This is a genomic window from Amycolatopsis sp. lyj-346 (assembly GCF_046548975.1).
Classification (GTDB): Bacteria; Actinomycetota; Actinomycetes; order Mycobacteriales; family Pseudonocardiaceae; genus Amycolatopsis.
Genome location: NZ_JAJPWT010000015.1, coordinates 97,568 through 112,079 on the forward strand (window position 1 = coordinate 97,568; position 14,512 = coordinate 112,079).

The window sequence follows — 14,512 nt, forward strand, 5'->3', positions numbered from 1 at the left end:
CAGCCTGATGGCGAACGAGGAGAAGCTGCGGCACTTCCTCAAGGAAGTCACCGCCGATCTGCGCGAGACGCGGCGGAGGCTGGCCGAAGCGGAAACCCGCACCGGCGAACCGATCGCCGTGGTCGGGATGGCGTGCCGGTTCCCCGGCGGCGTCGGCTCACCGGCCGACCTGTGGCGCCTGGTCAACGCGGGTCAGGACGTCGCCGCGGAGTTCCCGGCCGACCGCGGCTGGGACCTCGCCGCCCTGTCGGCCGAGCCCGGCGGGCCGGGCGGTTCGGTCACCACCAAGGGCGGCTTCCTCGACTCCGCCACCGGGTTCGACGCCGGGTTCTTCGGGATCAGCCCGCGCGAGGCGCTGGCGATGGACCCGCAGCAACGGCACCTGCTCGAAACCGCGTGGGCGGCGGTGGAGGACGCCGGCGTCGACCCGCTCGGCCTGCGCGGCAGCCCGACCGGGGTGTTCATCGGCTCCAACGGCCAGGAGTACGCCGGGCTGGTCGCCGGGTCCGCGCCGGAGGTCGAGGGGCACGTGCTCACCGGCAACGCCGGCAGCGTGCTGTCCGGGCGGGTGGCCTACACCCTCGGGCTCGAAGGCCCCGCCCTGACCGTCGACACGGCGTGCTCGGCGTCCCTCGTCGCGATCCACCTGGCCTGCGGATCGCTGCGCGGGGGCGAATCGACGCTGGCGCTGGCGGGCGGGGTGTCGATCATGGCGACGCCCAGTGTGTTCGCCGAGTTCTCCCGCCAGGGCGGTCTCGCCGAGGACGGGCGGTGCAAGGCGTTCGCCGACGCGGCCGACGGCACCGGCTGGTCCGAAGGCGTCGGGGTACTGGTGCTCGAGCGGCTCGCCGACGCGGTCCGCAACGGCAGGCGCGTCCTGGCCGTGGTCCGCGGATCCGCCGTGAACTCCGACGGCGCGTCGAACGGGCTGACCGCGCCGAACGGCCCGGCCCAGCAGCGGGTGATCCGCCGGGCGCTGGCCGCCGCCGGGCTCTCGGTGTCCGATGTGGACGCCGTCGAGGCGCACGGCACGGGGACCCGGCTGGGCGATCCGATCGAGGCGCAGGCGCTGCTCGCGACCTACGGGCAGGACCGGACCGAGCCGCTCTGGCTCGGCTCGGTCAAGTCGAACCTGGGGCACACCCAGGCCGCGGCCGGCGTGGCGGGCGTGATCAAGATGATCCAGGCCATGCGGCACGGCGTGCTGCCCGCGACCCTGCACGTCGACCGGCCTTCGGCGCGGGTGGACTGGGCGGCGGGCCAGGTGCGGCTGCTCACCGAGGCCCGGCACTGGCCCGCCGACCGGCCGCGCCGGGCCGGGGTGTCCTCGTTCGGCGTCAGCGGCACCAACGCGCACGTGGTCCTGGAGCAGGCACCCACACCCACGGTGCCCGAGCGGGTCGTGCCACCCGTGGTGCCGTGGCCCGTGTCGGCCGCGTCGGCCCCGGCGCTGGACACCCAGATCGCGCGGCTCACCGAGACGGGGGCGGACCGGCTCGACGCGGGGGCGACCTTGGCCGCCCGGTCCGCGTTCCCGCACCGCGCGGTACTGCTGGCGACCGCGCAGGACGTGCGCGAGGTGGCCCGGGGCGTTGCCGCGCCGGGAAAGCTCGCCGTGGTCTTCCCCGGTCAGGGTGCGCAGCGGTTGGGGATGGGGCGGGGTTTGGTTGGTCGGTTTCCGGTTTTTGCGGCGGCGTTTGATGCGGTGGCGGGGTTGTTGCCGGGGGTTCGGGACGTCCTGTGGGGTATGGACGAGGTGTTGCTGGAGCGGGCGGAGCATGCGCAGCGGGCGTTGTTTGCGGTTGAGGTGGCGTTGTTCCGGTTGGTGGAGTCGTTTGGGGTTCGGCCGGATTTTGTGGTGGGGCATTCGGTGGGGGAGGTTGCCGCTGCGCACGTGGCGGGGGTTTTGTCGTTGGAGGATGCGTGTCGGCTGGTGTCGGCACGGGCGTCCCTCATGGGAGACCTGCCCCCCGGCGGGGCGATGGTCGCGGTGCGGGCCGCGGAGGGCGCCGTGCGCGCGTCGTTGGTCGACGGGGTGGCGATCGCGGCGGTGAACGGCCCGGAGTCGGTCGTGATCGCGGGGGAGGAGGCCGCTGTTCTCGCGGTCGCAGGCGAGTTCGCGAAGACGACGCGGTTGCGGGTTTCGCACGCGTTCCACTCGCCCCTGATGGACCCGATGCTCGACGAGTTCGCCGCCGTGGCGGACTCGCTGGCGCAGCACGCGCCGGAGATTCCCTTCGTGTCCACTGTGGACCCTTCGGTGACCGTCCCGGCGGGGGACTACTGGGTCCGCAACGTGCGCGAGACGGTCCGCTTCGCCGACGGTGTCGCCGCGTTGCGCGCCGCCGGGGCGACCACCCTGCTCGAACTCGGTCCCGACGGCGTGCTCACCGCGCTGGCCGGGGAGCTACCCGGCGCCTGCGCGCTGCGCAAGGACCGCGACGAGGAAACCACCTTCCTGACCGCACTGGCCCACCTGCACACCAGCGGGATCCCGGTCGACTGGGCGCCCGCGGTCGACGGCGGCAGGCACATCGACCTCCCGACCTACGCCTTCCACCACGAGCGCTACTGGCCCCCGGTCAAGGCCGCCGGCACGGCGGCGGACTGGGGCCTGGACGCCGTGGGGCATCCGCTGCTCGGCGCGGCCGTCCCGGTGGCGGGCGGTGCCGAGGTCCTGTTCGCCGGGAGCCTGTCCACCCGCACCCACCCGTGGCTGGCCGAGCACGTCATCCAGGGCCGGACGCTGGTCCCCGGGACCGCCCTGCTCGAACTCGCGGTGCGGGCGGCGGCCGAGACCGGGTGCGCCCGCGTCGACGAACTGACGATTTCCGCGCCCCTCGTCCTGCCTGCGCAGGGCGCGGTGCGGGTGCAGGTCCGGGTCGAGGAGCCCGATGCCGCGGGACGGCGCGTCCTCGGCGTGCATGCGCGGACGGACGCGGCCGACGACTGGACCACGCACGCCACGGGGGTCGTCGCGACCGAACCGGTCGCGGTCGACGGGTTCGAGTGGCCGCCGCCGGCCGCCGAACCGATCGACGTCGCCGAACTGCGGGCCGGGCTGGCCGACGCGGGCTGGGCCTACGGTCCGGCGTTCCAGGGCCTGCGCGCCGCATGGCGCTCGGCGGCCGGTGAGGTCTTCGCCGAGGTGGCGCTGCCCGGGGGCGGCGCCGAGGCGGGCCGGTACGGCCTGCACCCCGCCTTGCTCGACGCCGCACTGCACCCGGTGGCCTTCCTCGGCCTGGCGGCCACCGCCCGGTCCGGGGCGCTGCCGTTCAGCTGGTCGGGGGTGACGGTGGGCCACCACGGCGCCACCGCGATCCGCGTCCGGCTGACCCGCACCGGCCCCGACGGCCTCGCGATCGCCGTCACCGACACCGCGGGCGTGCCCGTGGCCGCCGTCGAAAACCTGACGCTCCGGCCCGCGAAGACGCCCGGCCCGGCCGCCGACGCGCTGTTCGGCCTCGACTGGGCACCCCTCGCCGCGGCCGTCCCGCCGGACCCGGCCGCCGTGGCGGTCGTGCGACCGGACGTCCTCGGCCTGGCCGGCCTGGTCGGCACCGCCGACGTGGCGGACACGGTACTGGCCGGCGTGGCGGGCGACCCGGACGACGTCGTGGCTTCGGCTCACCGCGAAACCGCGCGGGCGCTCGCGCTCGTGCAGGACCACCTCGCCGGGGACACCGACCGCCTGGTGTTCGTCACCCGCGGCGCCACCGGCGGCCGGGACGTCGCGGCCGCCGCCGTGTGGGGCCTGGTGCGCGCGGCCCAGCTCGAGCACCCGGGCCGGTTCGGCCTGCTCGATCTCGACGAGGCCGAAGCCGAACCCGATGCGGTCCAGGCCGCACTGGCCGTCCTCGCCGCCGGTGAGCCACAGGTGCTGGTTTCCGGGTCCCGTGTCTCGGCAGCGCGCCTGACGCGGCGCACCGGCACCGGCACGGAGGCGGAGTGGCCCGAGGACGGCGTCCTCGTGACCGGCGGCACGGGCGGCCTCGGCGCCGTGATCGCCCGCCACCTCGCCGCCGAACACGGCGTCCGGCGCCTGCTGCTGGTGTCCCGCCGCGGCCCGGCCGCCCCGGGAGCCGGTGCCCTGGTGGCGGAACTGGCCGCACTGGGCGCGGAGGTCGAAGTGGTGGCGTGCGACGTCGCCGACCGCGCCGCCGTGGCGGAGCTGCTCGACGGGCACCCGGTCCGGGCGGTGGTGCACGCGGCGGGTGTCCTCGACGACGGCGTGCTCGGCCACCTCGACCCCGGCCGGCTCGCGACGGTGTTCGCGCCCAAGGCCGACGCCGCGTGGACCCTGCACGAACTGGCCGACGTCGAGAAGTTCGTCGTGTTTTCCTCCGCCGCGGGCACCTTCGGCTCCGCTGGCCAAGCCGGCTACTCCGCGGCGAACGCGTTCCTCGACGCGCTGATCCGGCACCGCCGGTCCCGCGGCCTGCCCGGCGTCTCCCTGGCCTGGGGGCCCTGGGTGCCCGAGGCCGGCATGACCGGCACCCTCGACGACGCCGCGGAGGACCGCCTGGCCCGGTCCGGGATGACGCCGTTGACGGCCGCCGAGGGCGCCGAGCTCTTCGACGCGGCGCTCGCTTCCGGAGCGCCGGTCGTCGCTCCGGTCCGGCTCGACCTGCGAGCCAGGGCCGAGGTTCCGCCCCTGCTGCGCGGGCTGGTGCGTGCGTCCCGGCCCCGCGCCGCACCGGGCGACGGGCTCGCCGCGCGGCTGGCGGCGGTACCGCCGGCCCGGCGGCGCGACGCCGTGCTGGACGTGGTCCGGGGACAGGTCGCCACCGTGCTCGGTTACGCGGGCGCGGCCACCATCGATCCGGACCGGTCGTTCCAGGAACTGGGTTTCGATTCGCTCACCGCGGTCGACCTGCGCAACCGGCTCGCCACGAGCACCGGGCTCCGGCTGCCGGCCACGCTGGCCTTCGACCACCCGAACGCCGCGGCGCTCACCGGCCGGCTGCTCGAAGAGCTGTTCGGCGCGGTGGCGCCCGAAGCCGTGACGGCGAGTGCGAGCGCCGGCGACGACGACCCGGTGGTCGTCGTCGGGATGGCGTGCCGCTACCCCGGCGGGGTGCAGTCGCCGTCGGACCTGTGGCGGCTGGTCGAGAGCGAAACCGACGCCATCACCGGCTTTCCCGCCGACCGTGGCTGGGACATCGAAGACCTCTACCACCCGGATCCCGACGCGCCGGGCAAGACGTACCTGGTCGAGGGCGGGTTCCTGCACGACGCGCCCTGGTTCGACGCGGACTTCTTCGCCATGAGCCCGCGGGAAGCCGCCGCCACCGACGCCCAGCAGCGGCTGCTGCTGGAGGTGAGCTGGGAAGCGTTCGAACGGACCGGCCTCGACCCCCGTGCCCTGCGCGGCAGCGCCACCGGCGTGTTCGCCGGGGTGATGTACAGCGACTACGGCGGCCTGGCGCACGGCGCGGACGCCGAAGGGTTCTCCGGCAGCGGCAGCGCGCCGAGCGTGGCCTCGGGTCGGGTCGCCTACCACTTCGGCCTCGAAGGCCCCGCGGTCACCGTCGACACGGCGTGCTCGTCGTCGCTGGTGGCCGTGCACCTGGCGGCCCAGTCGCTCCGCTCGGGCGAGTGCGGCCTCGCCTTGGCGGGCGGTGTGACCGTGATGGCCACGCCCGCCGCGTTCGTGGCGTTCTCGCGGCAGCGAGGCCTCGCCGCCGACGGGCGGTGCAAGGCGTATTCCGACGGCGCCGACGGCGTCGCGTGGGCGGAGGGCGCGGGCGTCCTGGTGCTGGAGCGGTTGTCGGACGCTCGTCGCCACGGCCACGAGGTGCTCGCCGTGGTGCGGGGTTCGGCGGTGAACTCCGATGGCGCGTCGAACGGGCTGACGGCGCCGAACGGACCGGCCCAGCAGCGGGTGATCCGCCAGGCACTGGCCAACGCCGGGCTGGCACCGTCCGAAGTGGACGTGGTCGAGGGCCACGGCACGGGAACCGCGCTCGGCGACCCGATCGAGGCCCAGGCCCTGCTGGCCGCCTACGGGCAGGACCGGGCACGGCCGTTGCTGCTGGGCTCGGTGAAGTCCAACATCGGGCACACCCAGGCCGCCGCCGGCGTGGCGGGCCTGATCAAAATGATCGAGGCCATGCGCCACGGTGTGGTTCCCGCGACCCTGCACGCCGCCGAGCGGTCGTCCCATGTGGACTGGGACGCGGGCGCCGTCGAACTGGTAACCGCGGCGACGGCGTGGCCCGCCGGGGACCGGCCGCGCCGGGCGGGGGTGTCGTCGTTCGGGGTCAGCGGCACCAACGCGCACGTCGTGCTGGAGCAGCCGCCCGCGGTGCCGGTGCCCCCGCCGGTGTCGGTGGACGTGGCGCCGTGGGCGGTGTCGGCGAAGTCGGCGGCCGCCCTCGACGTCCGGCTCAAGCACCTGGCCGAACCGCTCGGCTTCGGCACCGCCGACGTCGGGCTGACCCTCGCCGGGCGTACCCGGTTCGCGCACCGGGCCGTGCTGCTGGCCACCGCGGACGGCGTCGTGGAGCAGGTCGCCCGCGGCGTCGCGGAACCCGGGCCGGTCGCGGTGCTGTTCGCGGGGCAGGGGTCCCAGCGGCTCGGCATGGGCCGGGAACTGCATCGACGGTTCCCGGTGTTCGCCGGGGCGTTCGACGCCGCCGTCGCCCACCTGCCCGGCGTGCGCGACGTCGTGTGGGGCGCCGGGGCGGCGGCCGCCGCCGCGCTCGACCGGACCGAGTTCGCGCAACCGGCGTTGTTCGCCCTCGAAGTGGCCCTGTTCCGGCTGGCCGAGTCGTTCGGGCTCCGCCCGGGCCTGCTGGCCGGGCATTCGGCGGGCGAGATCGCGGCCGCGCACGTGGCCGGGGTCCTGTCCCTGCCCGACGCCTGCCGCCTGGTCTCGGCCCGCGCGTCCCTGATGGGCGCCCTGCCGCCGGGCGGGGCGATGGTCGCGGTGCGCGCGACCGAGGCCGCCGTCCGCGAGGTGCTGGCCGACGGGGTGTCGATCGCCGCGGTCAACGGCCCGGAGGCGGTGGTGATCGCCGGGGCCGCCGACGCGGTCGCCGGCGTCGCCGCCGGGTTCGAGCGGGCCCGGCCGTTGCGGGTCTCCCACGCCTTCCACACCGCCGCCGTGGAGCCGATGCTCGAGGCCTTCCGCGCCGTGGTGCGGGAACTGTCCTTCGCACCGGCGGAGATCCCGGTCGTCTCCACCGTGACCGGTGCCGTCACCGACCTCACCGATCCGGAGTACTGGGTCACGCAGGTGCGCGCGCCGGTCCGGTTCGCCGACGCCGTCGGCACCCTCGCCGCCGAAGGCGTGACGGCCGCCCTGGAACTGGGTCCGGACGGCGCGCTCGGGGCCGCGGCCGCCGGCTCCCTGCCCGGCGCCGCCGTCGCCGCGGCCCTGCGCCCGGACTCCGGCGAGCAGGCGACGTGGTTCACCGCACTGGCCACAGTGGACACCGCAGGGCACGACGTCGACTGGGCGGCCGCGTTCGACGGCACCGGGGCCCGGCGCGTCGAGCTCCCGACCTACCCCTTCCAGCGCGAGCGCTTCTGGCCCGCAGCCGCCCCGGCCGCCACCGGCACCGGGGTCGTCGAGCTCGCCGACCGCGACGGCTTCCTGGTCACCGGTGACCTGTCCGCCCGGACGCACCCGTGGCTGGCCGACCACGTCGTCGACGGGGCCGTGCTCGTGCCCGGCACCGGGCTGCTCGAGCTGGCCCTGCGGGCCGCGGCGGAGGCCGGCTGTGCCCGGGTCGCCGATCTCGTCGTCGCGGCGCCGCTCGTGGTGCCCGACGGCGGCACGGTCCGGTACCAGGTCACCGTCGGCGCCCCGGACGGTGACCGGCGGCCCGTCGCCGTCCACGCGCGCGCCGGGGACACCGGGGAGTGGACCGTCCACGCCACCGGCTTCCTGGACTCCGCGCCGGCGACCGGCGAAGGGGTCGCCCTGCCGCCGGATGCCGGGCCACTCGACGTGTCGGGGTGTTATGACGCGTTCGCCGCGGCGGGCCTGACGTACGGCCCGGCGTGCCAGGGCCTCCGGGCCGCCTGGCGCCACGGAGACACCCTCTACGCCGAAGCCGCGCTGCCCGAGCACGTCCCCGACGACGGACCCGGCCCGCACCCGGCGCTGCTCGACGCCGTCCTGCACGCTCTCGGCTGCGCCGACCTGGGTATCCGGCCCGGGGCGATCCCGTTCGCCTGGACCGGGGTCAGCCGGCACGCCGGTCGTGCCCGGACGGTCCGCGCCCGGCTGCGCGCGGTCGCCCCGGACACGGTGTCGATCGAAGTGGCCGGGCTCGACGGCACACCCGTGCTGTCGGCGGACACGCTCGTGCTGCGTCCCCGCGCCGCCCGCACCGACGCACTGCACGGCATCGACTGGGTGCCCGCCGGGCCGGCGGACGGGGCGACCGGCGACGTGCTCCGCACCGTTCCCCGCGACCCGGCCGAGCCGGTTCCCGCCGCCGCGCACCGACTCACGGCGTGGGCACTGGCGGAAATCCAGGACTGGCTCGCCGGAGACGGCGACCGGCTGGTCTTCGTGACCGAGGACGCGCCGGACGATCCCGCCGTCGCCGCCCTGCGCGGCCTGGTCCGCACGGCCGAATCCGAGCACCCGGGCCGGTTCGCCACGGCCGACACCGATGCGGTCGCCGATCCCGTGCTCGGCCGGCTGCCCGCCGAGCCGGAACTGCGCGTCCGCGTGGGCGAGGTCACCGCACCGCGGCTCACCCGCGTCGCGGCCGGCCCGGGGCGCGGGCCCGAGTGGTCCGGGACCGTGCTGGTCACCGGCGGCACCGGCGGACTCGGGGCGCTGGTTGCCCGCCACCTCGCGGCCGCGCACGGCGTCCGGGACCTGCTGCTGGTCTCGCGCCGCGGGCTCGCGGCGGAGGGCACCGGACAGCTGGTCGCCGACCTGGCCGAACTGGGGGCCCGCGCCCGGGTCGCCGCCGTCGACCTCACCGACCGGGCCGCGGTCGCGGCACTGCTCGACGGGCAGCCGGTCGGCGCCGTGGTGCACGCGGCGGGCGTGCTCGACGACGGGCTGGTCGAAACCCTGACGCCGGACCGGCTCGCGGCCGTGCTGCGGCCCAAGGTGGACGCCGCCTGGAACCTGCACGAACTGATCGGCGAGCGCACCGCGTTCATCGCCTTCTCGTCCGCCTCCGGCGTGTTCGGCGCGGCGGGCCAGGGCAACTACGCCGCGGCGAACGCCTTCCTCGACGCACTGGCCCGGCACCGCCGCTCACTGGGCCTGCCCGGGGCATCGCTGGCGTGGGGGCCGTGGGCGTCGGGCATGGCGGCCGGCCTGGACACCGGCCGCGCCGGCCTTCCCCCGCTGCCGGTCGAAGAGGGGCTCGCGCTGTTCGACGCGGCACTGACCACCGGCCGCGCCGTCGTGGTCCCCGCGAAGATCGAGGCACCCGCCGGAGACGTCCCCGCGCTCCTGCGCGGCCTGGTCCGCGCCCGGTCCGGCCGGCCGCCGTCCGGCGGTGCCCTGGCCGGCCGCCTGACCGGGCTCGAGGAAACCGAGCGCGCCGCCGCCGTGCTGGCCGTGGTGCGGACCGAGGTCGCCCGGGTGCTCGGCCACGCGGAGACCGCGCGGATCGCGCCCGGCCGTCCGTTCACCGAACTGGGTTTCGACTCGCTCACCGCGGTGGAGTTGCGCAACCGGCTCGCCGCGGTCACCGGGTCGCGGCTGCCGGCCACACTGGTGTTCGACCACCCGACGCCGGCCGCGCTGGCGGACCGGCTGCTGGCCGAATTCGCCGGGAAGTCCGCCACGGCCACGGCCACGGCCGCGCCCGTCCGGGCCGGCACCGCGGACGACCCCGTGGTGATCGTTGGGATGGCGTGCCGCTACCCCGGCGGGGCCGACACCCCGGAAGCCCTGTGGCGCCTGGTGTCCGAAGGCGCGGACGTGGTGGGCGCCTTTCCCGCCGACCGCGGCTGGGACCTCGAGGGGTTGTACCACCCGGATCCGGAGCATGCGGGCACTTCGTACACGCGTCAGGGCGGTTTTTTGTACGACGCGGCGGATTTCGATGCCGGGTTCTTCGGGATCAGCCCGCGGGAGGCACTGGCGATGGACCCGCAGCAGCGGCTGCTGCTGGAGACCTCGTGGGAGGCCGTCGAAGCCGCGGGCATCGATCCCGCGGCGCTGCGCGGCAGCCAGACCGGGGTGTTCGTCGGCCACATGTACCACGACTACGCGAGCCGCCTGACCACCGTGCCCGAGGAGCTGGAAGGCTTCGTGGGCAACGGCAACGCGGGCAGTGTGGTCTCCGGCAGGATCGCCTACACCTTTGGCTTCGAAGGGCCCGCCGTCACCCTCGACACGGCGTGCAGTTCCTCGCTGGTGGCCCTGCACTGGGCGACGCGGGCCCTGCGGGCGGGCGACTGCGAGCTCGCGCTGGCGGGCGGGGTGACCGTGATGGCTTCGCCGGACGTGTTCGTCGAACTCTCGCGGCAGCAGGCCCTGTCCCCGGACGGGCGGTCCAAGGCGTTCGCCGAAACCGCCGATGGCGCGGGCTGGGCCGAGGGCGCGGGTGTGCTGGTCCTGGAGCGGTTGTCGGACGCTCGCCGCCACGGTCACCGGGTGCTGGCGGTGGTGCGGGGTTCGGCGGTGAACTCCGATGGCGCGTCGAACGGGCTGACGGCGCCGAACGGACCGGCCCAGCAGCGGGTGATCCGGCGCGCGCTGGCCGACGCGGGCCTGTCACCGTCCGATGTGGACGTCGTGGAGGCGCACGGCACCGGCACCCGGCTGGGTGATCCGATCGAGGCGCAGGCGCTCATCGCGACCTACGGGCAGAACCGGGAACGGCCGTTGCTGCTGGGCTCGGTGAAGTCCAACATCGGGCACACCCAGGCCGCCGCGGGGGTCGCCGGGGTGATGAAGGTGGTCCACGCGATGCGTCACGGCATCGTCCCGGCGACCCTGCACGTGGACGCGCCGACGTCACACGTGGACTGGAGCGCGGGCACGGTCCGGCTGGTCACCGAGGCCGAGCCGTGGCCGGACGCCGGACGGCCCCGGCGGGCGGGTGTGTCGTCCTTCGGGATCAGCGGCACGAACGCCCACGTGGTGCTCGAAGCACCCGCCGAGGCGGCCCGGCCCCCCGTGACGGCGGGGCCGGTCGTGCCGTGGGTGCTGTCGGCCAGGTCGGCGACGGCTCTGCGGGCGCAGGCGGACCGGCTCGCCGGGCACCTCGGCGACCACCCCGGCCTCGACCCGGCCACGGTCGGGGCGGCCCTGCTGAGCCGTTCGTCGTTCGACCACCGCGCGGTCGTCGTCGGGGAGGGCCGGGCCGAGCTGCTGGCCGGCCTGGACGCGCTGCGCCGGGACCAGCCGCACGCCGACGTGCGCACCGGGACCGTCGCGACCGGCGAAGGCCCGGTCTTCGTCTACCCGGGCCAGGGCCCCCAGTGGGCGGGCATGGGCCTGCGCATGGTCGAGTCCGCACCCGCGTTCGCCGAGGCGATGACCCGCTGCTCCGCCACGCTCGCCGAGTTCGTCGACTGGGACCCGCTCGCGGTGCTGCGCGGTGAACCCGGCGCGCCGCCGCTGGACCGGGTCGACGTCCTGCAGCCGGTGCTGTTCGCGATCATGGTGTCGCTCACCGAGTGGTGGGCGTCGCTGGGCGTGCGGCCCGCCGCCGTCGTCGGGCACTCGCAGGGCGAGATCGCCGCCGCCTGGGCCGCGGGTGCCCTGTCCCTGTCCGACGCCGCCCGGGTGGTCGTGCTGCGCAGCCGGATGATCGGCGAACGGCTCGACGGACACGGCGGGCTGGCGTCGGTGTCGCTGTCGCACGAAGAGGTCACCGAACGGATCGCGCCGTGGGCGGGCCGGCTCGTCGTCGCGGTGGTGAACAGCCCGGACGCCGTCGTCCTCGCCGGGGACAACGAGTCCCTGGACGAGTTCGCCGAATCCTGTGCCGCGGAGGGCATCCGGACCAAGCGCATCGGCTCCGGCTTCGCCTCCCACTCCCACTACGTCGACCCCCTGCGCGACGACCTGCTCGCCGCCCTGACCCCGCTGGAGGTCCGGCCGCCGCGGATCCCGCTGTACTCCACCGTCACCGGAGCCGAGCTGGCCGGCACCCCCTTGGACGCGGCGTACTGGGTGGAGAACCTCCGCCGCCAGGTCCGCTTCGACCCGGCGGTCCGCGCCCTGCTCGACGCCGGGTTCGGCACGTTCGTCGAGATCAGCGCCCACCCCGTGCTGCTGGGGGCGATCGGCGCGGTCGCCGAGGACGCCGGGCACCCGGCCGCCGTGGTGGCCAGCCTGCGCCGAGGTGAGGGCGACGTCCGCGACCAGGTCCGGCGGATGGCCGACGCGCACGTCCGCGGGCTGCCGGTCGGCTGGAACCCGGTGCTCGTCGCGGGCGGCCCGGCCGGCCTTCCTGCCTACGCCTTCGAGCGCGAGCGCTACTGGCTCACTGCCGGTGCGCCCGCCGAGGGAGCGGGCGACGGCGAGTTCTGGGACCTGGTGGCCGACTCGGACGCCGGCGCGCTCGCGGCCGGCCTCGGCGACCCGGCCCTGGCGCCGGCGCTGACCGAAGTGCTGCCCGCGCTGACCGCGTGGCGCGGTGCCCGGCAAGATAAGTCCACAGTGGACTCCTGGCGGTACGCGGAGTCGTGGTCACCGGTCACCGCGGGGCCGTCCGCGGTCGGCGGACGCTGGCTGGCCGTCGTCCCGCCGGGCCAAGCGAGCGACCCGTGGGTCGACCAGGTTCTGGCCGGGCTGGGCGCGGACGTCGTCCGGGCCGGCACGGACCGGGCGGCCCTGGCCGAACAGCTCGCCGGTGCCGGCGAACTGGCCGGCGTGCTGTCCTTCACCGGACTGGCCGCCGGACCGGTGCCCGGGCACCCGGTCGTCCCGGCCGCCGTGGCGGAGACGCTGAACGTGCTCCAGGTCCTCGCCGAAGCCGGGGTCACCGCGCCGTCCTGGTGGATCACCCGGGCCGGCCAGCCCGTGCTGCCCGGCGACCCCGCCTGCCCGGTGGCCGCCATGGTCTGGGGGCTCGGCCGGGTGGCTGCGCTGGAACACCCGGCCGGCTGGGGCGGGCTGGTCGACCTGCCCGGAACCGTCGACGCCGCGACCTGCCGCCACCTGGCGGCCGTGCTGGGCGGCGCCGCGGGAGAGGACCAGGTGGCGATCCGCCCGTCGGGGGTGCTCGCCCGGCGGCTCGTCCGCGCCGGGACCCCGGCGGCCGCCGGCCGGGCCGCCGGCTGGCTGGCCGGGACCGTCCTCATCACCGGGGGCACCGGCGCGCTCGGCGCCCAGGTGGCCCGGTGGGCCGCCGGCCAGGGCGCGCCCCACCTGCTGCTGCTCAGCCGGCGTGGCGCGGACAGTGACGCCGCCCGCGAGCTCGTCGCCGAGCTGGGCACGCGCGTCACCGTCGCCGCGTGCGACGCCGCCGACCGGGACGCGCTCGCCGGGGTACTGGCCGAGATTCCCGCCCAGTACCCGCTTTCGGCCGTGGTGCACGCGGCCGGGGTGGGCGACACCGGCTCCCTCGCCGAGCTCGGGCTGCCCGAGCTGGACCGGGTGCTGGCGGGCAAGGTCGCGGGCGCGCTCAACCTGCACGAGCTGACCGGCGACCTCGCCGCGTTCGTGGTGTTCGCCTCCGGCGCCGGCGTCTGGGGCAGCGGGGGTCAGGGCGCCTACGCGGCGGCCAACGCCTTCCTCGACGGCCTCGCGCGGCAGCGTGCCGCCGCGGGACTGCCCGCGACCTCCATCGCCTGGGGTTCGTGGGCCGAGGGTGGCATGGCGGCCGACGGCACCGCCGACGAGTACCTGCGTCGCCGGGGTTTCGCCCCGATGGACCCCGGGCTCGCGGTGACGGCGATGGCGCGGGCGGTGGCGGGCGGCGACACCTGCGTCACCATCGCGGACGTCGACTGGGACCGGTTCGCCGTCGGGTTCACCTCCGGCAGGCCGAGCCCCCTGCTCGCCGGGCTGACCACGGCCGCGGACGACGCTCCCGAGGCGACCGATCAGGCGGCCCGGCTGGCCGGTCTCGACCCGGCCGGGCGCGCGGAGGCCGTGGCCGAGCTGGTGCGCGCCGCCGCCGCGGCCGTGCTCGGCCACCGCGGCGGGGACGCCGTCGATCCCGCGCAGCCGTTCACGAGCCTCGGGTTCGACTCGCTGACCGCGGTCGAACTGCGCAACCGGCTCGGTGCGGCCACCGGGCTGCGGCTCCCGGCGACCCTCGTGTTCGACCACCCCACCCCGGCGCGGCTCGCCGAGTACCTGCTGGACCGGCTCGGCAGCGGCCCGGCCGGACCCGCGGGACCGCTGGCCGAACTGGACCGGGTGGACGCGGCCATCGCGGCCGACGCGTTCGACGGCGCCGAGCGTGCCCACGTCGCCGACCGGCTGCGCGCGATGCTGCGCGCCTTGGACGGCCGCACCGACCCGACCGAGACCGAAGACCTGGCCGGAGCCACTGCCGAGGAGATGTTCGAACTCCTCGACGGTGAGCTCGACTGAGCCCGACCGAGCTGGAGTGGGGAACCC

At 76.3% G+C, this 14,512-nt stretch carries 1 protein-coding gene; it reads left to right on the plus strand.

Annotated elements, in window-relative coordinates; translation table 11 throughout:
• Positions 1 to 4: 4 nt before the first annotated feature.
• Positions 5 to 14,485 (plus strand): type I polyketide synthase, encoded by a 14,481-nt coding sequence (locus ACLJQE_RS33940; RefSeq protein WP_410643745.1) that lies wholly within the window; start codon positions 5 to 7, stop codon positions 14,483 to 14,485.
• The last annotated feature ends 27 nt before the right edge of the window (positions 14,486 to 14,512 follow it).